The organism is Brevundimonas subvibrioides (assembly GCF_027271155.1).
Taxonomy (GTDB): domain Bacteria; phylum Pseudomonadota; class Alphaproteobacteria; order Caulobacterales; family Caulobacteraceae; genus Brevundimonas; species Brevundimonas subvibrioides_D.
Window position 1 is genome coordinate 2,334,430 of sequence record NZ_CP114542.1, and the last position, 19,078, is coordinate 2,353,507.

Below are 19,078 nucleotides of genomic sequence, written 5' to 3' on the forward strand. Positions count from 1 at the left end.
CCCCTAAAGACACGCAAGGATCGTGCGCCGTCAACCCGCCTCGCGACACAGGAGAACAAAGCGCGTGCTGTTCGTGTCTGAATCCTGAAGATCGTTGCGCAGAATCGACAGGCCATAGACCTCGGCCGCCGCGACCGGGGCCAGGGCCGCCCGGGTCCGGTCGTTGCCTTCGGACACCGCGCGCGCGGCCCCGGCGGTGTCGAAGGCCTCGACGGTCGCAAGCCCCATCGCGGCCAGGTTACCCGCGCACTGGCGCAGCGCGATGGGGTGGCTGGAGACCGTGCGGATCTCGCCGATCTCGACGCCGTCCAGCGCCATCAGCGCGATCTGGATCGGCCGCCAGACGTCGGCGACCTGTTCCAGCCCGGCCGATGCCACCAGGGTCGCTGCCGGTTCCACCGGGCCGATCGTGGAGTTCTCGACCGGGATCAGGGCGCAGTCGCAATCGCCGGTCTTCACCGCCTCGATCGCCTCGGCAAACGTCTCGAACGGCACATGGACGTCCCAGGGGCGCAGCTCGACGCAGGCCTCGTGGCTGAAGGCGCCGGGCGCGCCCTGGAAGGCGGTGCGTCCGCCCCGGTCGTCGCCGACCGGTCGCCCGATCGCAGCCTCGGTCACGCCGCGCGCGACTGGTTCAGTCGTCCGCTCTTGAGCCGCTCGGCTACCAGGAAGGCCAGTTCCAGCGCCTGGTCGGCGTTCAGGCGGGGGTCGCAGTGGGTGTGATAGCGGCTGGACAGGTCGTCCTCCGACACCGCCTGCGCGCCGCCGATGCATTCGGTGACGTTCTGGCCGGTCATCTCCAGATGGACGCCGCCGGGGTGGACGCCCTCGGCTTCGGCCACATCGATGAAGCCCTTCACCTCGCCCAGAATCCGGTCGAACGGCCGGGTCTTGTAGCCGCTCGTGGCCATCAGGGTGTTGCCGTGCATCGGGTCGATCGACCAGATCACCTTCTTGCCCGCCGCCTTCACAGCCCGCATCAGGCCAGGCAGCCGCTTGCCGACCTTGTCGTGACCGAAGCGGCCGATCAGGGTCAGGCGGCCCGAGATATTGTCGGGGTTCAGGGCGTCGATCAGCGGCAGCAGGTCGTCCGGCTCCATCGTCGGGCCGCATTTCACCCCGATCGGATTCCGGATGCCGCGCATGAACTCGACATGGGCCCCGTCCAGCTGACGCGTGCGCTCGCCGATCCACAGCATATGGGCCGAGGTGTCGAACCATTCGCCCGTCCCGCCATCCAGCCGGGTCAGGGCGCTTTCGACGTTCAGCAGCAGGGCCTCGTGCGAGGTGAAGACCTCGACGCGGCTCAGGTCGGGATGGGTCTCGGGCGTGACGCCGACCGCCTCCATGAAGGCCAGGGCCTCGGCGATCTTGTCGGCCAGCTCGCGGTACTGGGCCCCGATGCCGTGATCGGCGAACCCCTGGGTCCAGCGATGGATGTTGTACAGGTCCGCATAGCCGCCACCGGCGAAGGCGCGCAGCAGGTTCAGCGTCGAGGCCGACTGGTTGTAGGCCTTCAGCAGGCGCTGCGGATCGGGGGCGCGCTCCTCGGCGGTGAAGGCCGAGCCGTTGATGTTGTCGCCGCGATAGGACGGCAGGGTCACGCCGTCGATCGTCTCGATGGGCGAGCTGCGCGGCTTGGCGAACTGGCCGGCGATCCGACCGACCTTCACCACCGGCTTCCTGCCCGCGAAGGTCAGCACCACCGCCATCTGCAGCAGCAGGCGGAAGGTGTCGCGGATGTTGTCGGTCGAGAATTCCTTGAAGCTCTCGGCGCAGTCGCCGCCCTGCAGCAGGAAGGCCTTGCCCGCCTCGACCTCCGCCAGCTTGGCCGTCAGCGTCCGCGCCTCGCCCGCGAACACCAGAGGTGGCATGGCCCGCAGTTCGTCCTCGACCCGCTGCAGGTCACGCGCGTCCGGATAATCCGTCGGCATGTGTACCGCAGGTTTGTTTCTCCAGGAGTCAGGGGTCCAGCGCTGGGTCATGTCGCGCGATATAGGCTTCTGGCGCTTTCGAGACAATGAATGTGCGCGGGGAACGCTCCCGTGTTAAGCTGAAACCATGGACCCGCTGTTGAAACGCATCACGATCAACCCCGACCAGAACTTCGGAAAACCAAGCATCCGAGGCATGCGCATCCGCGTCGAAGATGTCCTTGGCATGCTCGCGGCCGGAGACACCGCCGAGGATATCCTGGAGGGATATTCCTACCTTGAACCAGATGACATCAGGGCCTGTCTCGCCTGGGCATACACGCTCACCAGCCGCACGGCGATTGTCGCCGGGTGAGGTTCATCGTCGACGCCAATCTGCCGGACGAGGTCTCTGTCTGGCTGCGATCGATTGGACATGAAGCGTGGCACGTCAACGAACTCCACGAAGTTGGCGCTGCCGACAACTGGATTTGGCATGAAGCAATCGGCCGAGCCGCCGCCATCATCACGCAGGACGGTGATTTCTCCGATTGGTGCACGACACGCTCCCCAGCACCGCCTCTTGTCTGGATACGCACCGGTAATCTCAGAAAGGCGCAGCTGCTTGAGCGACTTCGGGCGTCCTGGCTTCGGGTCTTGAATCAGCTCAACGACGGACATGCCATAGTTGAAGTGCGCTAACCCGCGCTCGTCTCCTGGCTCTGCTTGACCTTCAGCGTCACCAGTTCCTCGGCCATGGTCGGGTGGACAGCGCAGGTGGCGTCCCATTGCGCCTTGGTCAGGCCCGCCTTCACGGCGATGGCGGCCAGCTGGATCATCTCGGGGGCGTCCGGTCCGACGATGTGGACGCCGACCACGCGGTCGTTCGACGCATCCACCACCAGCTTCATCAGCACCCGCTCGTCCGACCCGGTGAAGGCGTATTTCATCGGCCGGAACCGGGTCGAATAGATATCCACCGCGCCCGAACAGGTCCGCCGCGCCTCGGCTTCCGACAGGCCCACCGTCCCCACCGGCGGCTGGCTGAACACGGCCGTGGCGACGGCCTCATAGTCGAAATGCTGCGGATTGTCCTTGTAGACGGTCTCGTGGAAGGCGACCGCCTCGCGGATCGCGACGGGGGTCAGGTTCATCCGGTCGGTCACGTCGCCGATGGCCCAGATGCTTTCAGACGTTGTTCTCGACAGGGCATCGACCCGGATCGCACCCTTGTCGTTCAGCGCCACGCCCGCCGTCTCCAGCCCCAGCGACTTCACGTGCGGCACCCGGCCGGTGGCGAACATGACGACGTCGGTCTCCAGCTCCATGCCGTTCTCCAGCACATTCACCAGACCGCTGTCGGTCTTGCGGATCTCCTTGTGCTGGCAGCCCAGGATCACCTTGATGCCGCGCTTCTCGATCTCTCCGGCCAGATGCGCGCGCACGTCGTCGTCGAAGCCGCGCAGGATGTTCGGCCCGCGATAGATCAGGGTCGTCTCCACCCCCAGGCCGGCGAAGATCCCCGCGAACTCCACGGCGATATAGCCCCCGCCCGCGATCAGGATGCGTTTGGGCAGCTCCGGCAGGTGGAAGGCCTCTTCAGAGGAGATCGCATGCTCGATGCCGGGCAGACCCTCGGGCATCCACGGACGCCCGCCCGTGGCGATCAGGATGCGCTCGGCCGTCACGGTCAGGTCGCCACCGCCCTCGCCCTTGCCGGCGATCACCACCGTGTGGGCGTCGGTCAGCACCGCGCGGCCGTGGATCAGCTCGACCCCCGCCTTGCCCAGGTTGGCGGCATAGATGCCCGACAGCCGGGCGATCTCGACATCCTTGGTCTCGATGAATTTCGGCCAGTCGAAGCTGGCCTCCACCGTCCAGCCATAACCTTCAGCCGTATGGAACTGGTGCGCGAAGTCACTGGCCATGACCATGAATTTCTTGGGCACGCAGCCCCGGATCACGCAGGTCCCGCCGACGCGGTGTTCCTCCGCGATCGCCACCTTCTTGCCGCCCAGCGCCGTCAGCCGCGCCGCCCGGACGCCCCCGGACCCGGCACCAATGACGAAGAGGTCGTAGTCGTAGGGGGTCATTCGTCGCGCTTTCAATTGGCTTTCGTCATCCTCCGGCAAGCCGCCGGCTGGCGGCGCAGACCGGGGGACCCAGCGGCGCGCGGGAGCGCGAAACTGTCAGGAACACGTTCGTTGGAGGATGACGGAAGCGAAGGGGATACTGTTCAGGGAAGTAGGATGTCCACGCCCGAATCCAAGCCGATGATCGCCTCGTCCGCCAGATCCAGGAACAGGCCGTGCTCGACCACCCCGGTGATCAGCTTCAGGTCGTCGGCCAGGCGGACCGGATCGTGGATCGCGACGCATTTCGCATCATAGATCACATTGCCGCCGTCCGTGCGGACGACGCCCCGGTCGGCCTGGCGCAGGCGGGCGGGCATGGCGATATCGTGGTCGGTCAGCACGTCCATGATCCGGTTGGCCGTCGCCTTGTGGCCGAAGGCGACGACCTCGATCGGCAGGGGAAAGGCCCCCAGCACCGGCACCACCTTGGCCGCGTCGGCGATGACGATGCAGCGCGCCGAGGCCTCCCACACCAGCTTCTCGCGCAACAGCGCCGCGCCGCCGCCCTTGATCAGGGCCAGCCCCGGCCCGACCTCATCGGCGCCGTCGACGGTCAGGTCAATGCGCGAGACGTCCTCCAGCGTCGTCAGCGGCAATCCCAGCTCGCGGGCCAGATCGGCGGTCCTCTCCGAAGTCGGCACGCATCGCAGGCCGCCCAGCCCCCGCGCCGCCAGCGCCTTGACGAACCAGGCCGCGGTCGACCCGGTGCCCAGGCCCACGACCATGCCCGCCTCGACGCGCAGGGCGGCGGCTTCGCCGGCGCGTTGTTTCTGGAGGTCGCTCATTGATCCCTCTCCCGGAGGGAGAGGGATCACGACCCGCGCTCCTTCTTCGCCCTCGCCTTGTCCCGAAACACCCTGCCCGCCCCGTCCTTGTTCACCTGACGCCCGCGCCCCAGCGCCATGGCATCGGCCGGCACATCCTCGGTGATCACCGAACCCGAGCCGACAATGGCCCCCGCGCCAATGCTCACCGGTGCCACCAGCGCCGAGTTCGAGCCGACGAAGGCCCCCTCGCCCACCACTGTCCGGGCCTTGTTGAAGCCGTCGTAGTTGCAGAAGATCGTGCCCGCGCCGATGTTTGCGCCCGCCCCGACCGAGCCGTCGCCCAGATAGGACAGGTGGTTGGCCTTGGCCCCCGCCTCCATCCGCACATTCTTGACCTCGACGAAATTGCCGACCTTCGTCCCCTCGCCCAGATCCGCGCCGGGCCGCAGCCGCGCATAGGGACCGACCTCGGCCCCCGTCGCCACCGTGGCCCCCTCGATATGCGAAAAGCTGCGGATGCGGGCGCGCTCGGCGACCGTCACACCCGGGCCGAAGACCACGAACGGCTCGATCACCGTCCCCGCGCCGACCCGCGTGTCCCAGGCGAAATGCACCGTCTCCGGCGCGCTCATCGTCACCCCGGCGGCCAGGAAGGTCTCGCGCTGGACCTTCTGGAACAGGGCCTCGGCGGTCGCCAGTTCGGCTTGCGCATTCACCCCCATGACAGAGTCCTCGGACGCCATCACCGCCCGCGTCGGCGCGCCGCGCTTGCGGGCCAGTTCGACCACGTCGGTCAGGTAGAATTCGCCCCTGGCGTTCTCGTTGGTCACCTCGGCCAGCAGGTCGAACAGCAGGCCGACCGGCGCGGCCATGACGCCCGAGTTGCAGGTGGTCAGGGCCAGAACCTCAGCCGACGCCTCCTTCGCCTCGGTGATGGCGGTCAGGGTGTCGCCGTCCATGACCAGTCGCCCATAGGCCCCCGGATCGGCCGCCTCGAAGCCGATCACGGTGACCCCGTCATGGGCCCCGAACACCGCCTCGATGTCGGAGGCCCGCAGCAGGGGCACGTCGCCATAGGTGACGACCACCTGGCCAACGAAGTCGCCGAGCACGGCCTCCGCGGCGCGCACCGCATGGCCGGTGCCCAGCGGCGGGTCCTGGACCGCGATGGCATCCTCGCCCAGCCGCTTGACGACATGGGCCCGCACCTCGGGTGAATGGGCCCCCACCACGACCACGATCCGCTCGCAGCCCAGGGCCTCGGCCGCATCGATGGCGTGGTCCAGCATGGCGCGGTGTCCGACCGGATGCAGCACCTTGGGCACCGGCGACTTCATCCGCGTGCCCTGACCGGCGGCGAGGATGATGGCGGCGCGTGGATGGGGAGTGGTCATGAATCGGTCCGGCGGCTAGTCAACGCGCGAGGTCTAGCCCATCCCGGGGTCGGACGGGAGGCTCCGGGCAGGAGATGTGGGCATGATCGAACGCGACCTGGAAGGCTGGACCCTGGCCTTCGACCTGGACGGCACCCTGGTCGAGACGCATCAGGACCTGGTGGGCACCCTGAACCGCATGCTGGTGTGCAAGGGTCTGCCGCCCGCTCCCATGGAGGGCGCGCGCGCGCTGATCGGGGGCGGGGCGCGGGCCCTGCTGGAACACGGCTTCACCCTGGCCGGCGCGCCGCTGGAACAGGCCCGCGACCCGGACCTGTTCGACGCCTTCATCGCCGACTACATCGAACACATCGCCGACGAGTCCACGCCGTTCGAGGGGGTGGTCGAGACGCTGGAGACCCTGTCGGCGCGCGGGGCGACCCTGGTCGTCGTCACCAACAAGCGCAGCGACCTGTCCGAACTGCTGCTGGGCAAGATCGACCTGACCCGCCACTTCGCCGCCATCGTCGGACCCGACCGCGTCAGCGAGAAGAAGCCCTCGGGCGCCCACCTGATCGAGGCCGTCACCTCGGTCGGCGGCGACCCGCGGCGCGCCATCATGGTCGGCGACGCGGCCCCCGACGCCGGCACGGCGAAGGACGCCGGCATTCCCTGCATCCTCGTCAGCTTCGGCTACACCCCCGTCCCCGTCGAGGATCTGGGCGGCGACATCATCGTCGATGCCTTCGAGGACGTGGAGGAGGCCGTCGATATGATCGTGGTCGATCATTATGTGAACAAGGCGATGTTCGGGGGCTGAGGCGGCCGCGGGGCGCCCCGGCTGGAGGCCCCTCACCGGATATTCAGATTTTCCTGTCAGGCTTCTCATCACCGAAGAGGAGAAGCCTGTGTTCGGAGAGATCGTCGCCTATCTGCATCGTCACAACCGCGTCACCGTGATCGGTGCGCTTGTAGCTGTGTTCGCAGCCGGAATCGGGCTGATCAGCCACCATCGCTGACGCGCGACAGGATCGCAGGCGGCGTTGATAGAATTCCTCGTCGCGACGCCCGTTGCTGTCCGACCCGCCAGCCAACATGTTGCGGCTCCTTCCCGGAAAGACCGCCTCATGCTCGCTCGCTTCTTCGCCATTCCCCTGTGGCAGCGCACCGCTGCCGGGTTCGCGCTCGGCATCGTCGCCGGGTTGATCCTGCGCGAGCGGGCCGAGGTCTGGCTCCAGCCGATCGGCGACATCTATCTGAACCTGATCCGGATGGTGGTCGCGCCCCTGGTGCTGTTCACCATCGCCAGTTCGATCGCGAAACTCGGGGCGGGGGCGGGTGCGATCCGGCTGGGGGCGCGGACCATCCTGTGGTTCGCCATCACCTCCCTGCTGGCCGTGCTGGTCGGCTTCGCCTTCGGCCACCTGATCAATCCCGGCCTCGGCCTGTCGAACCTGCCGCTGGGCGAGGTGCGCGAGCGCGAGATCCCCACCCCGCTGGAGGTGCTGATCGGCCTCGTCCCGACCAATCCCTTCGCCGCCCTGGCCGAGGGCAAGGTGCTGCAGATCATCTTCTTCTCGGCCCTGGTCGGGGCGGCCCTGGTGGCGCTGGGCGACCGGGCCCAGACGGCGCGACGGCTGGTCGACGAAGGCGCCGCCATCGTCTTCCGCATCACCCGCTGGGTGATCCAGCTGACCCCGTTCGGCGTGTTCGGTCTGATCGGCTCGGTCGTCGGCGGCTATGGCTGGGAGGCGCTGCTGCCGCTCGGCAAGTTCATCCTCGCCATCTATGCGGCCTGCCTGTTCCACATCCTCATCGTCTATTCCGGCCTGTTGAAGCTGCACGGGCTGAAGGCCGCCAGCTTCTTCCGAGGAGCCTTCGCCGCGCAACAGACGGCCTTCGCCACCTCCTCCTCGCTCGGCACCCTGCCGATCACCCTGCGCCAGACGGTCGAGCGCCTCGGCGTGCCCCAGGCCTATGCCGCCTTCGCCGTGCCCCTGGGCGCCAATGTGAAGATGGACGGCTGCGGGGCCATCTATCCGGCCATCGCCTCCATCTTCATCGCCCAGTATTTCTCCATCGACCTGACGATCACCCAGTATGTCCTGATCGGCCTGACCGCGATCCTGGGCTCGCTGGGGACGGCGGGGGTGCCGGGCACCTCCATCGTCATGCTGACCCTGACCCTGTCCACGGCCGGCCTGCCGCTGGAGGGCATCGGCTATATCGTCGCCATCGACCGGATCATCGACATGATGCGCACCGCCACCAACGTCACCGGCCAGATGCTGGTCCCCGTTCTGGTGGCGAAGGAAGAGGGCATCCTGAACCAGAGCATCTATGACGGCCACGTCGCCTGGCTGCCCGGCGACCCGGACGCCGAGCGGCCCGACACGGTGGTCGCGGCCGGCATCTGATCCTCTTGCCACCTGCCGGGGAGCGGGCTATGTCCCCGCCTCCCCGATTGGCCCGATTGCCGTTCCGGGCCCGAGATGGATGCGTAGCTCAGCGGGAGAGCACCTCGTTCACACCGAGGGGGTCACAGGTTCAATCCCTGTCGCATCCACCATTCATTCCGTCCTGGACCGATGAAACGCGCGTCACGCCGATCCGTCAGGTTCGGACGGTTTGACCGGCGAAACCGCCTCGATAACACTGTTCACTGCCCGGTCCGCGATGTCGTGCGCCGTTCAGAAAACCGGATGATCGAAATCAGGAGGTAGATATGTTCGACGTGCTTCTGGCCGTCGTGGCCATTTCGGGTTCACAGACCAATCTTGAGTTGAACTATAACGACGCTGTCAAGTGCGCAGCCCATGAACATATGGTCCGGGAACGGTTTGGCAATCAGAACAATCTGACGATGTCTGAACCTGAATATTTGATGGAAACGGCAGTGATTTTTCACGGCCACAATGCCGGCATTAGTGACTTCAATATTGAGCTGGCAGTGGAATCACGAATAAGGACCATGCGCGCTGCCGAAGAACGCGCCGTCAGCCAAGGCTTACCGCCCGAACACTTTAGTTCAGTAAATGACGAACGGTGCATGGAACTTCTCGAACATTCTCGATCTTCCGGGATGCGATAAATCAAAGAAGTTTGATATGTTCGACGTAATCTTGGCCGTTATTTCCATCTCAAGTTCACAGGATGATGAACTTGCGCTAAACTATGAAAACACCGTCCGATGCGCAGCCTTGGCCAGCATTTTGGCAGAGGGCTGGGCTGAATACGATGGACCCAGGATTGACTATGGTTACGCATCGCGAGCGTTGACAACAGAAGCGGGTTACCTCGGGGCTGAGGAACGCCGCCCGTCAGGCGGCCACACCCTTAACGATATTTATGGCCGCCGAGACGCAGAATTGCGAGCCATCCGGGCTTCTGGTTTTCCTGGCCAGTATTGGGAGAAGTGCCTGACACTGCGGTTCTCTAACGGCCATATACTGGTTGAACGCCCCAGGTAAGGCATGACGGTCCGGCAGTCAGGCGCGCGATCGGCCACCGCATGATCTGGCGCACGTCGCACCGACCCGTCAGGTTCGGACTGTTTGACCGGCGAAACCGCTTGGATAACACTATTCGCCAGATCAACTGCGGCCAGATGCCGATCGGGACAGGCGCTGACATCGCCTCGTCCGGGGGTCGGGCCGTCCGTCATGAGGGATCAGGATGCCATCTCGACGCGTGCTTTTTGCCCTGTCCGCCGTGCTGGCCCTGGCCGCACCGGCTGCGCCATCCGTAGCCAGGATTCAGGACTCGGGTCAGGACAGCATTCCCTTCGACTGGAACGAACTATGCCGTCGCAAGTATGGTGAAACTGCGGAACCAGAACAGATCGGCGACAACATGTATTGTCGGTTCAATTCGGGATATCCTGCCTTTGAAGATCATAGAGTTGAAATCCCGCGTTATGCGCTCGACGACGAATGCAGTCTCCAGAAAGGGCCGCGCTACACCGGCCAGCCTGATCCTGTCGATATGCCCCACGCGCTCTGTGTCCTGAGACGATAGTCGGGCGCAGATACATCGGCCCCCGGGGGATCCCGGATGTCATCAGGTCGATAGACCCGGAGAAACACTCCACCGCTTTCCCTGCGCGATGTCAGATGTCAGTCAGGAAACACATGTCCACACTCAGGAGTTAGATATGCTTGACGTTCTTCTGGCCGTTATTGCCATCTTTGGGTCTCAGAGCGATGAACGTGCCCGGCATGATGAACTTGAAATGAACCTTGACCATGCCACGCAATGCGCAGCGGTGCTCAGTCTGGTTCACGAAGCCTTTGACGCGACGACTCTGGATGATCACGGATTTAGTGGATCAGGTGAGGCAGCGGCATCTGATTTCAAGCGTAAAGCGACCGAAATTGCTCGAGAAATCGGCTATAGTGACCGCCAGGCGGAGGATTTATATCAAACGCGTCGAGCTCAAATACTTGATATAATCAACAGTGGACAGCACCTGGCTCCACCTATTTTAGCGCGGTGCCTGCATAGCCAGTGAGCTCAAGAACAGCGCATCTGAGCAATAAATTCCAAATAAACAAGGGACGCGGCATGTTCGACGTTTTTCTGGCCATCGCTACCATCTCAAGTTCACAGGGCGATGAGCTTGCTCCGACCTATGAAAACACCGTCCGGTGCGCAGGCCTTGCACGTCTTGTCGAGGATGCTTTTCGCGAATTCAACGAGAATGATGTCGGCGATTATGAAGCTTTCCATGGCGCGCTGATGACCTTGCAACGCAAGGCGGGTGAACTTGGCGCGGAAGTCGGGATTGCAGGTCCCATAGTGGCAAGAGAAATTGAATCCCGCCGGGACGCAGAACGGGCAGCCAGCCGGGGCGGACACTTTCCGAGGCAGGATTTTCTGAAGTGCCTGAGCCTGGCCAGCCGTCTCTGAACACGACGGCACGGCTCCCTTGACCCAGGAGGGGGCGGGGCCAGCGCCAGGCCTGCGCCCCACCGTCGCCAACGCAGGGTCCGGTATCCGCGGCCCGCGCCCCTGGCGGGACACAGATCCCCCAAGGCGTGGACCCGATCGCCCGGCCATTAAGCTGCAGGGATCGCTTTCCAACGGCCCGGGCACCTCTCGGTCCCCGGGCGCGCCGCTGTGGCTGGCCGGCCTACAGACCGCCCGACCATGACCCGTTCGACACCAGGCGCAGCACGATGTCGTCGATCTGCACGCCGCCCCGGTCGATGACCAGGTTCTGGTAGTTGCGCTGACCCTCCATGGTCTCGGACTCCACGCCCTGGACCTCGGCCACGAACTGGGCCCGCAGATAGGTGGCCAGCTCGCCCGCCGTCACCGCGCCGTCGCCGTCGCCATCGCCATCACCGGCCAGACCCGCGCGCAGGAAATGGGACAGATAGCCGCCCGCCTCGAACTTGTCGGCCACCGCGCTGGTCAGGTCCTCTTCCGAGCTGAACAGACCCATCACCCCCGGCCGGTCCACGACATTGCGTGCGAAGCCGCCCGAGAAACAGCTGTCCAGCACCAGCAGCGACAGCCGGGTATCCAGGCTGTTGAACAGCCGGGCCATCTCCTGATCGGTGATCTCGCCGTCCCTCAGCACGATGGACTCGGTGCGTCCGTCGGGCTCCTGGGCGCTGGTGACGGAGTCTTCCTGACTGCCGTGGCCCGAGAAGAAGAACAGGAACATGTCGTCCGGCCCGGCCTCGCGCGCCACCTGGGTAAAGGCGCGACGCACCCCCGCCACCGTGGCCTCGGCATTGGTCAGGACCACGCTGGAGGCGTTCAGCACGCCCTCGCGGTCCAGGGTCTCGGCCAGCTTCTCGGCGTCCTCGTCGGTATAGGGCAGGTTGTTGGCCTCATCGCCGTAATCGGAAATGCCGACCATGATGGCGAACACGCGCGGACCGCCCGGCACGGCGGCCTGACGCTGCGACCCCCGGCTGGGAACCACGCTGAAGCGATACGATCCGGTCTCGCCGGGCTGATAGCTGGTCACCGCGACGGTGTATTCGCCGTCTTCCGTCAGGACCGTATCGAGCCGGCTGTTGGTCCCGTCCTCGCCGTCGTCGTTCTCCAGCTGCTCGCCCGAAGGCGTGGTCATCAGCACATAGGCGTCGAACGCCGAGGAGGTCAGCTCCGCCGCCACCCGCTGGCCGCGCTGGCCCCGGAAGGTGAAGGTGTCGACGTATTCGCCCGACTCCAGCTGGTCGTCGCCGGACTGCAGCACACCCCCCACGGTGTCGCCGATACGGATCGTGCCGCCGGCCACGTTCTGGCGACCGCGGTCGTTCTCGACATAGCTGTCCTGCTGCGGCCGTCCGGGCTGCGCACGGCCCGTGGCGGGAACGACGCTCAGCCGATAGTCCCCGGCCTCCCCGGCCTCATAGCTGGTGGCCGTGATCCGATACTCGCCGTCCGCCGGCAGGGTCACGAACAGGCGGCTGTCCAGACCTTCGCCTTCGGAGTCGTCGTCGTTGAATTCCGACAACCCGCCAGGGCCCTGAATGGCCAGATACGGATCGAAGCCGTCGCCCGTCAGGCGCAGGTCCAGCTGCTGACCCCGGCGTCCCCGCACGGTGTAGGTGTCGATGTATTCGCCCGAATCCAGCTGGCGATCGCCGCGCCCCAGCGATCCGCTGACCGTCTGGCCGATGGTGATCGCGCCCTGCACGGGCCGCTCGGGCGGCTGATAGGCCCCCTGCTGAGGCCGTCCCGGCCCGCCCGAACCCCGACCGCCCTCCTCCAGCGCGATCTGATAACGTCCCGTCTCGCCGCTCGCGAAGCTGGTGGCCGACACATTCACCGTCCCGTCGGCCGGGGCGGTGAAGCTGATGCGGCTGTTGCGGGTGCCGCGCTGGCCGGTGTCGTCGTCATTGTCCTCGGACAGGCCGCCCGGTCCGCGCAGGATCAGATAGGGATCGAAGTCGCTGGCGTTCAGGCTGACGGAATAGGTCTGGCCCCGCCGCACCGGGAAGCTCCAGATATCGGCGAACTCTCCGGTCGACAGGGTCCGGTCGCCGGACGCCAGGACACCGCTGGCCGGGCGATCGGGCGACAGGGTGCCCCCGCCCGCGTCTCCGCCCATGTTGCCGCCACGCGGACCATTGCCGCCTGCGCCCAGGCTGAGCGAATACCGTCCGCTCTCGCCCGGCTCATAGCTGGTCGCCGTGATCCGGTAGGTCCCGTCGACCGGCAGCCGCACGTCCAGCATGGAGTTGGTGCCGTCGTCGCCGCCGTCGTCGTTGTCTTCCTCGAAGTCGCCCGGCCCCCGCACCATCAGATAGGTGTCGAAGTCGTCCGAACGCATCGTCACCGACAGCGGCTGACCCGCCCGGCCCTGCACCTCATAGATGTCGATGAACTCGCCGGAATCCAGCTGGTCGTCCCCGCGCCCCAGTTCGCCCTGGGTCTGCCCGCCCGGCCGCAGCTGTGTCTGGGCCCAGACCGGACCGGTCAGCAATGACCCGCCCGCCAGGGTGACCGAAAGGACCGTCGAAAACAGCAGCTTGCGCATAGAGATTCCCCCGAACAACGGCGGCACACTGCCCGTCACAGGCTGCGCTGTCATCCCGTCGCGTACCCGGGGTCAGATTTCGACATCATTTGGCCACCACCACCATTCGGCCTTGATCGGGGAGCATAGGCCCCGCCCTCCCAAAACGACCTGCAGCCTCGCCAATCCGGGCGAAGCGCCCTACGGAAACCCCATGCCCTTTCCCGCCAGTCATCCCGCGCTCGACCGCGCTCTCTCCGAACGCGGCTATGCCGAGCCGACGCCGGTCCAGGCCGCCGTGCTGGAAGCCGCCCTGTCGGACGACGGCGGCGTCGAGGCCGGGGCTGGCCGCGACCTGCTCGTCTCGGCCCAGACGGGATCGGGCAAGACCGTCGCCTTCGGCCTGGCGCTGGCCCCCACCCTGCTGGGCGAGGCCGAGCGGTTCACCGACTTCGGTGCCCCCCTGGCCCTGGTCATCGCCCCCACCCGCGAACTGGCGCAGCAGGTCGCCAGCGAACTGACCTGGCTGTACGCCCAGACCGGGGCCCGGATCGTCGCCTGCGTCGGCGGCATGGACCCCAAGGTCGAGCGTCGCGCGCTGGAGCGGGGGGCCCACATCGTCGTCGGCACGCCCGGCCGCCTGCGCGACCATCTGGAACGCGGCGCGCTGGACCTGTCCGAAGCCCGCGCCGTCGTGCTGGACGAGGCCGACGAGATGCTCGACATGGGCTTCCAGGAAGACCTGACCTTCATCCTCGAGGCCGCCCCGCCGACCCGCCGCACCTTGATGTTCAGCGCCACCCTGGCCCGCGACATCGTCCAGCTGGCCCGGACCTATCAGCGCGACGCCGTCCGCATCGACACCGTGTCGGGCACCAAGTCCCACGCCGACATCGAGTACAAGGCCATCCGCTGCGCGCCCAACGAGATCGAACTCGCGGTCGTCAATGTGCTGCGCTATTTCGAGGCCCCCGGCGCCCTGGTGTTCGCCAACACGCGCGAGCGGGTGAAGCACCTGACCGCCAGCCTTCGCGAACGCGGCTTCTCCGTCGTCGGCCTGTCCGGCGAACTGACCCAGAGCGCGCGGTCCGAGGCCTTGCAGGCCCTGCGTGACGGCCATGCCCGGGTCTGCGTCGCCACCGACGTCGCCGCGCGCGGTCTCGACCTGCCCGACCTGGGTCTGGTCATCCATGCCGAGATCCCGGTCAACAAGGCCGGCCTGCTGCACCGCTCAGGCCGGACGGGTCGCGCCGGCAAGAAGGGCGTCTCCGTCCTGCTGGTCAGCTATACCCGCCGGCGCAAGGTCGAGCTGATGCTGCAGTCGGCGGCCATCGTCGCCGAATGGTCGGGTCCGCCGTCGGCCGGGATGATCCTGGAGAAGGACCGCGAACGCCTGCTCGCCGACCCCGCCCTGACCGCCCCGGTCGAGGATGCCGAGGCGCTGGAGCTGGGCCGCCTGCTGCTGGAGCGCACCACACCCGAACAGGTCGCAGCCTCCCTGATCCGCCTGTACCGCCAGAAGCTGCCCGCGCCCGAGGACGTCTATGACGACGACCGCATGAAGCGTCAGCAGGAGACCGGCCGGAACGAGCGCGGCCAGACCGACGCGCCGTTCCAGGACTTCGCCCGGGGCGGCGACATGGCCTGGTTCCGCATCAACATCGGCCGCGACAAGAACGCCGATCCGAAATGGCTGTTACCGACCATCTGCCGCATCGGCCATGTCACCAAGCGCGACATCGGCTCGATCAAGATCTTCGACCGCGAGACCAAGTTCGAGATCACCAGGGAGGCCGAGGCCCGGTTCAAGGCCGCCGTCGCGGCCTCGACCGAGGACGGCGTGACCGTTCAGGACGCCGTCGCGCCCGGACCGAAGGAACGCCCCGCCAGCCGCTGGGACAAGACGCCGGTCGGCGGCGACCGCCCCGAACGTCCCGAGCGCAAGCCCTGGGCCAACAAGACCGAAGGCGACCGCGCGCCCCGAGACAGCGCGCCTCGTGGCGACAAGCCGCCCTTCGAGAAGAAACCCTGGGTCAAGCGCGACAAGCCCGAGGCCGTCGAACGCACCCCCTGGGCCGGCAAGGTCGAGACCGGCGACGCACCGGCGAAGAAGCCCTGGGTGAAACGCACGGCCGACGCCCCGACGCCCGAAGGCAAGAAACCCTGGGTCAACCGCGACGCCGCGCCTTCAGCGCCGGGCGAAAAGCCCTGGAAGGGCAAACCCAAGGGCGGCGACCGCCCCTGGGCCACCCGGGACGCCCGCGGCAAGCCCGCCGCAAAGCCCGCTGGCGACAAGAAACCGTTCAAGAACAAGAAGAAGCCGAACGGCTAAAGTAGTCCCTTCTCCCCTTGCGGGAGAAGGATGCAGGTCACAAAGCCTGAAACCATTTTTCCAGCAACGCCGCCTCCGCGCGGCGGGCCTCGGTGCGTTCGGCGTTGTCGGCGTCGACGCCCCACTGGCGTTCCTGAAACGCCTCGTCCAGGCGGCTCAGTTCGAACGCTGCCGCGCCGTCCAGCGCGCCGCGCTGCACCGCCAGCCCCAGGATCGCACTGCCGAACAGCGGCACGGCCGTGGCCAGCCCGGTCAGGGCGAAGTCATCCAGCGCCAGCGCCAGCGCGCGCACGCGGTCGAGGCTCTCCGGCGGCTGCGGCCGATGGATGATGCCTTGCGTCGCCTCGACATGGACGCCCAGGTCTGCCGCCGCCCAGACGCGCCACGGGGCCCACCGTTGCGTCTGCTCGACGACCAGAGGGGTCGGGTGTTCGGCCAGGTAGCACAGCAGGTCCGACCCGACATAGGACGCGATCTCGTCGGCCACCGGCTCGCGCGTCCGGCTGACCCGGTCGATGGCGGTGGCCGCCAGTCGGGTCGCGGGCATGGTGCCCGGTTCGATGAACTCGCCCTGGGCGGCCCATTCATCGGCGACCAGCCGCGCCGCCGCCTCGGTCGGCAGAACGAAGCGGGCGTGCGCGGGCGTCTTTGGGGCGCGCCCGTCCAGCAGCACGACATGGCCGCCCTCGTCCGGCTCGACCGAGGCGTTCGTCCAGAACCGCTTCAGCCGTTCCTCGGATTCGCGAAACCCCTTCCTGGCGGCGACGCGGGGGTCCAGCGGCGGGATGTGGCTCATGCGAAGGCTCTCGAGGCGAAACGGTCCAGCGCGACCTCCAGGTCGGCGAAGTCGGTGGCGACATGCGGCGCACCCGCCGCGATCTGTTCCTCCGGCGTGTGAAAGCCCCAGCCCACGCCCTGCGGCCGGACCCCGGCATTCAGCGCCATGGCGATATCGTGGGCCGTGTCGCCGATCATGATCGTCGCGGCCGCATCCGCCCCCGCCGCCGCCATCGCCGCCCGCAGCATCGCCGGGTCCGGCTTGCCCGGCCCGTCCTCGGCACAGTGCGACGACACGAACAGCTCGCCCCAGCCTTCCCGCGCCAGGTTTCGCGCCACACCCCTCCGGCTCTGCCCCGTCGCCAGCGACAATCGCCAGCCGTCGCGGTGCAGACCGCGCAACAGGTCCATCGCGCCGTCGTAGAGCGGCTCGTGGAAGTCCGGGTCGCTGTTCATGCGCAGGAAGACGCTCTTGAAGGCCTCAACGAAGCGCATGAGGTCGCGGTCATTCAAACCCGGCTCCAGGACCCTCAGTCCCTCTACCAGACTGAGGCCCACGATCTGGCGTACGCGATCGTATTCGGGTTCAGGCAAGCCGAGCGCATGAGACGCTTCAACAGCCGCCTGCAGGATCGACGCCCGGCTGTCGACCAGCGTCCCGTCGATGTCGAAGACGGCAAGGGGTCGCTTCATCGAAATCCTCCCCCGTCGGGGGAGGTGGCGCGGCGCGCCTTCGCGCCGCGACGGAGGGGGCCTGATCCGAAGCCGGTGTCCGAGGCTGGCCCCCTCCACCGCTCCGCGGTCCCCCCCCTACGGGTGAGGATCACGCTCATCGCTGCCGCCTCACACCTGCGAACGGATCGTGGTCCGCCTCGCCCTCGTCGAAGCCGAAATGCTGGAAACCGGCCCGCAGCTCGGCGCTGATCGGGGCTTCGACCACCAGGGTGCCGCCCGAGGGATGATCCAGCTCGATCCGCCGCGCATGCAGCTGCAGCTTCAGCGGCCCGCTCAGCTGGCCCGAGGCCTCGTCCCCATATTTCGGATCACCCAGAATGGGATGGCCGATCGCCTTCATGTGAGCTCTCAACTGATGCGTCCGCCCGGTAAAGGGCCGCAGCGCCATCCACGAGGCCCGCTGCGCCGCATGGCTGATGACGGCATAGGCGGTCTCGGCCGGCTCGGCCCCGTTTTCCTTCGGATCGGCGGGCCGCATGATCTCATAGTCGTTGATGCCCGACTTCTTCAGATGCACGCTGATCTGGCCGTCGGCGGGCTTGGGCAGCCCCATGACGATGGCCCAGTAGGTCTTCTTGGCCTGACGCCGCGCGAAGGCCCCTGCGAGCCGCTTGGCCGCCTCCGGGCCCTTGCCCAGCAGCAGGACGCCCGAGGTGTCCCGGTCCAGCCGGTGCACCAGCCGGGGCCGCTCCATCCCCTCGCCCCAGGCCGACAGCAGCCGGTCGACGTGGCGGGTCGTCTTGGTCCCGCCCTGCACGGCCAGGCCCCACGGCTTGTTCAGGGCGATGACCAGATCGTCCTCATAGATGACCATGGATTTGGCAAAGGCGATGTCGGCCGGCGTCAGGGCCATATGCTCGCCCGGTGCGCGCACGATCGGCTCGGGGATCGGTGGCACCCGAACGGCCGCCCCGGCCGTCAGCCGCCCCTCGGGCTTGATCCGGGCCCCGTCGACCCGGATCTGGCCGCCGCGCGCCATCTTCTGCACCTGGATGTTCGACAGATGCGGCCAGCGCCTGCGGAACCAGCGGTCCAGCCGGATGCCGTCCTCGGCCTCGGCGACATACAGGATCTGCGGCTCGCGCGCCCCGACCGGCCCCCTGGGTTGCGGCGCTTCGGGCGCGGTCTCCTTCGGGTCGTAGCTCACGCCGCCACCCCGAAGGCCCGACGCGCCACCATCAGCCCGGCGAACACCGCCGCGATCGCCAGCACCACCGACAGGCCGACATAGGCCGCCGCCAGTCCGTAATCCCGGCGCTCGATCATCGACACCGTCTCCAGCGAAAAGGCGCTGAAGGTCGTGAACCCGCCGAGGAGGCCGACAGCGGCGAAGACCCGGAGGTTCTCGAAGGGAGCTTGATCGAAATGGCCGGCGCTCCTGGCCCGTATCCACCCGACCAGCAGACCCATGGCCAGACCGCCCACGACATTGACCGTCAGCGTCCCCCACGGCCAGGCGCCGGCCGGAAACAACCGCCCGGCCAGAAGCCCCACGCCATAGCGCGCCATGGAGCCCAGGGCCCCGCCGATGGCGACCAGCAGAAATCGTGTCATGATCCGGGGCTTATA

Annotated in this window: 20 protein-coding genes and 1 tRNA gene; 10 read left to right on the top strand and 11 right to left on the bottom strand. The window is 67.0% G+C overall.

Annotated features, from left to right (window positions below):
* Nucleotides 1-30: 30 nt before the first annotated feature.
* Nucleotides 31-618 carry a prephenate dehydratase domain-containing protein gene (locus O3139_RS11730; protein WP_269514253.1) on the bottom strand — a complete coding sequence of 196 codons (588 nt, stop codon included), beginning with the start codon at nt 616-618 and terminating at the stop codon, nt 31-33.
* Nucleotides 615-1,985, bottom strand: coding sequence for a class II 3-deoxy-7-phosphoheptulonate synthase (locus O3139_RS11735; protein ID WP_269514254.1), 1,371 nt, complete (start codon nt 1,983-1,985; stop codon nt 615-617). Before O3139_RS11735 ends, O3139_RS11730 begins: the two co-directional genes overlap by 4 nt.
* 88 nt (nt 1,986-2,073) lie before the next feature.
* Here O3139_RS11735 and O3139_RS11740 point away from each other — a divergent pair, with 88 nt between their 5' ends.
* Together O3139_RS11740 and O3139_RS11745 are read left to right on the top strand one after the other, a co-directional pair.
* Complete coding sequence (locus O3139_RS11740) at nt 2,074-2,289, top strand: DUF433 domain-containing protein (protein ID WP_269514255.1); 216 nt, start codon at nt 2,074-2,076, stop codon at nt 2,287-2,289.
* Complete coding sequence (locus O3139_RS11745) at nt 2,286-2,615, top strand: DUF5615 family PIN-like protein (RefSeq protein ID WP_269514256.1); 330 nt, start codon at nt 2,286-2,288, stop codon at nt 2,613-2,615. The genes O3139_RS11740 and O3139_RS11745 overlap by 4 nt, the downstream gene beginning before the upstream one ends.
* On the opposite strand, the gene gor is transcribed toward O3139_RS11745, so the two are convergent.
* The 3 genes from gor to glmU all read right to left on the bottom strand — a co-directional run bounded on the left by gor (nt 2,612) and on the right by glmU (nt 6,209).
* Entirely contained in the window at nt 2,612-4,006 is a 1,395-nt protein-coding gene (gor, locus tag O3139_RS11750; RefSeq protein WP_269514257.1) for a glutathione-disulfide reductase, read from the bottom strand. The two genes, O3139_RS11745 and gor, sit on opposite strands and share 4 nt — an antisense overlap.
* Nucleotides 4,007-4,149: 143 nt before the next feature.
* A complete protein-coding gene (gene rpiA, locus O3139_RS11755) occupies nt 4,150-4,833 on the bottom strand; it encodes a ribose-5-phosphate isomerase RpiA (protein WP_269514258.1) in 684 nt (227 codons plus the stop codon).
* Between the two features lie 26 nt (nt 4,834-4,859).
* Entirely contained in the window at nt 4,860-6,209 is a 1,350-nt protein-coding gene (glmU, locus tag O3139_RS11760; RefSeq protein ID WP_269514259.1) for a bifunctional UDP-N-acetylglucosamine diphosphorylase/glucosamine-1-phosphate N-acetyltransferase GlmU, read from the bottom strand.
* Nucleotides 6,210-6,291: 82 nt separating this feature from the next.
* Between glmU and O3139_RS11765 the strand changes: the two genes are divergently transcribed.
* A complete protein-coding gene (locus O3139_RS11765) occupies nt 6,292-7,008 on the top strand; it encodes an HAD-IA family hydrolase (RefSeq protein ID WP_269514260.1) in 717 nt (238 codons plus the stop codon).
* Nucleotides 7,009-7,051: 43 nt separating this feature from the next.
* On the opposite strand, the gene O3139_RS11770 is transcribed toward O3139_RS11765, so the two are convergent.
* Nucleotides 7,052-7,285 carry a hypothetical protein gene (locus O3139_RS11770; RefSeq protein ID WP_269514261.1) on the bottom strand — a complete coding sequence of 78 codons (234 nt, stop codon included), beginning with the start codon at nt 7,283-7,285 and terminating at the stop codon, nt 7,052-7,054.
* 30 nt (nt 7,286-7,315) lie between these two features.
* Here O3139_RS11770 and O3139_RS11775 point away from each other — a divergent pair, with 30 nt between their 5' ends.
* The 6 genes from O3139_RS11775 to O3139_RS11800 all read left to right on the top strand — a co-directional run bounded on the left by O3139_RS11775 (nt 7,316) and on the right by O3139_RS11800 (nt 11,096).
* The gene (locus tag O3139_RS11775; RefSeq protein ID WP_269514262.1) at nt 7,316-8,605 is read left to right on the top strand and encodes a dicarboxylate/amino acid:cation symporter; all 1,290 of its coding nucleotides are present in this window, start codon (nt 7,316-7,318) and stop codon (nt 8,603-8,605) included.
* Nucleotides 8,606-8,682: 77 nt separating this feature from the next.
* Nucleotides 8,683-8,757: transfer RNA gene (locus O3139_RS11780), tRNA-Val, on the top strand.
* A 156-nt stretch (nt 8,758-8,913) separates the two neighbouring features.
* On the top strand, nt 8,914-9,279 hold the full coding sequence (locus O3139_RS11785) for a hypothetical protein (RefSeq protein WP_269514263.1): 366 nt from the start codon (nt 8,914-8,916) through the stop codon (nt 9,277-9,279).
* Nucleotides 9,280-9,878: 599 nt separating this feature from the next.
* On the top strand, nt 9,879-10,205 hold the full coding sequence (locus O3139_RS11790; RefSeq protein ID WP_269514264.1) for a hypothetical protein: 327 nt from the start codon (nt 9,879-9,881) through the stop codon (nt 10,203-10,205).
* 136 nt (nt 10,206-10,341) lie between these two features.
* Nucleotides 10,342-10,698, top strand: coding sequence for a hypothetical protein (locus O3139_RS11795; RefSeq protein WP_269514265.1), 357 nt, complete (start codon nt 10,342-10,344; stop codon nt 10,696-10,698).
* Between the two features lie 53 nt (nt 10,699-10,751).
* Complete coding sequence (locus O3139_RS11800; RefSeq protein WP_269514266.1) at nt 10,752-11,096, top strand: hypothetical protein; 345 nt, start codon at nt 10,752-10,754, stop codon at nt 11,094-11,096.
* 223 nt (nt 11,097-11,319) lie between these two features.
* Here O3139_RS11800 and O3139_RS11805 read toward each other — a convergent pair whose 3' ends face one another.
* On the bottom strand, nt 11,320-13,686 hold the full coding sequence (locus O3139_RS11805) for a pre-peptidase C-terminal domain-containing protein (protein WP_269514267.1): 2,367 nt from the start codon (nt 13,684-13,686) through the stop codon (nt 11,320-11,322).
* Nucleotides 13,687-13,879: 193 nt separating this feature from the next.
* Between O3139_RS11805 and O3139_RS11810 the strand changes: the two genes are divergently transcribed.
* Nucleotides 13,880-15,997 carry a DEAD/DEAH box helicase gene (locus O3139_RS11810; protein ID WP_269514268.1) on the top strand — a complete coding sequence of 706 codons (2,118 nt, stop codon included), beginning with the start codon at nt 13,880-13,882 and terminating at the stop codon, nt 15,995-15,997.
* Nucleotides 15,998-16,034: 37 nt separating this feature from the next.
* On the opposite strand, the gene O3139_RS11815 is transcribed toward O3139_RS11810, so the two are convergent.
* The 4 genes from O3139_RS11815 to crcB form a co-directional block, all read right to left on the bottom strand.
* Nucleotides 16,035-16,793, bottom strand: coding sequence for an ATP12 family chaperone protein (locus O3139_RS11815; protein WP_269514269.1), 759 nt, complete (start codon nt 16,791-16,793; stop codon nt 16,035-16,037).
* The gene (locus O3139_RS11820; protein ID WP_269514270.1) at nt 16,790-17,467 is read right to left on the bottom strand and encodes an HAD-IA family hydrolase; all 678 of its coding nucleotides are present in this window, start codon (nt 17,465-17,467) and stop codon (nt 16,790-16,792) included. Before O3139_RS11820 ends, O3139_RS11815 begins: the two co-directional genes overlap by 4 nt.
* A gap of 136 nt (nt 17,468-17,603) precedes the next feature.
* Entirely contained in the window at nt 17,604-18,656 is a 1,053-nt protein-coding gene (locus tag O3139_RS11825) for an RluA family pseudouridine synthase (protein ID WP_269514271.1), read from the bottom strand.
* Nucleotides 18,653-19,063, bottom strand: a complete 411-nt coding sequence (gene crcB / locus O3139_RS11830; protein ID WP_269514272.1) for a fluoride efflux transporter CrcB — start codon at nt 19,061-19,063, stop codon at nt 18,653-18,655. The genes O3139_RS11825 and crcB overlap by 4 nt, the downstream gene beginning before the upstream one ends.
* Nucleotides 19,064-19,078: the final 15 nt, after the last annotated feature.

Excerpts from the sequence above, each read along its gene's own strand:
- O3139_RS11815 (WP_269514269.1), bottom strand. The coding sequence starts at position 16,793 with ATGAGCCACATCCCGCCGCTGGACCCCCGCGTCGCCGCCAGGAAGGGG.
- glmU (WP_269514259.1), bottom strand. The coding sequence starts at position 6,209 with ATGACCACTCCCCATCCACGCGCCGCCATCATCCTCGCCGCCGGTCAG.
- O3139_RS11795 (WP_269514265.1), top strand. The coding sequence starts at position 10,342 with ATGCTTGACGTTCTTCTGGCCGTTATTGCCATCTTTGGGTCTCAGAGC.
- O3139_RS11800 (WP_269514266.1), top strand. The coding sequence starts at position 10,752 with ATGTTCGACGTTTTTCTGGCCATCGCTACCATCTCAAGTTCACAGGGC.
- O3139_RS11820 (WP_269514270.1), bottom strand. The coding sequence starts at position 17,467 with ATGAAGCGACCCCTTGCCGTCTTCGACATCGACGGGACGCTGGTCGAC.
- O3139_RS11735 (WP_269514254.1), bottom strand. The coding sequence starts at position 1,985 with ATGACCCAGCGCTGGACCCCTGACTCCTGGAGAAACAAACCTGCGGTA.
- O3139_RS11810 (WP_269514268.1), top strand. The coding sequence starts at position 13,880 with ATGCCCTTTCCCGCCAGTCATCCCGCGCTCGACCGCGCTCTCTCCGAA.
- O3139_RS11765 (WP_269514260.1), top strand. The coding sequence starts at position 6,292 with ATGATCGAACGCGACCTGGAAGGCTGGACCCTGGCCTTCGACCTGGAC.
- gor (WP_269514257.1), bottom strand. The coding sequence starts at position 4,006 with ATGACCCCCTACGACTACGACCTCTTCGTCATTGGTGCCGGGTCCGGG.
- O3139_RS11785 (WP_269514263.1), top strand. The coding sequence starts at position 8,914 with ATGTTCGACGTGCTTCTGGCCGTCGTGGCCATTTCGGGTTCACAGACC.
- O3139_RS11805 (WP_269514267.1), bottom strand. The coding sequence starts at position 13,686 with ATGCGCAAGCTGCTGTTTTCGACGGTCCTTTCGGTCACCCTGGCGGGC.
- crcB (WP_269514272.1), bottom strand. The coding sequence starts at position 19,063 with ATGACACGATTTCTGCTGGTCGCCATCGGCGGGGCCCTGGGCTCCATG.
- O3139_RS11775 (WP_269514262.1), top strand. The coding sequence starts at position 7,316 with ATGCTCGCTCGCTTCTTCGCCATTCCCCTGTGGCAGCGCACCGCTGCC.
- O3139_RS11770 (WP_269514261.1), bottom strand. The coding sequence starts at position 7,285 with ATGTTGGCTGGCGGGTCGGACAGCAACGGGCGTCGCGACGAGGAATTC.
- rpiA (WP_269514258.1), bottom strand. The coding sequence starts at position 4,833 with ATGAGCGACCTCCAGAAACAACGCGCCGGCGAAGCCGCCGCCCTGCGC.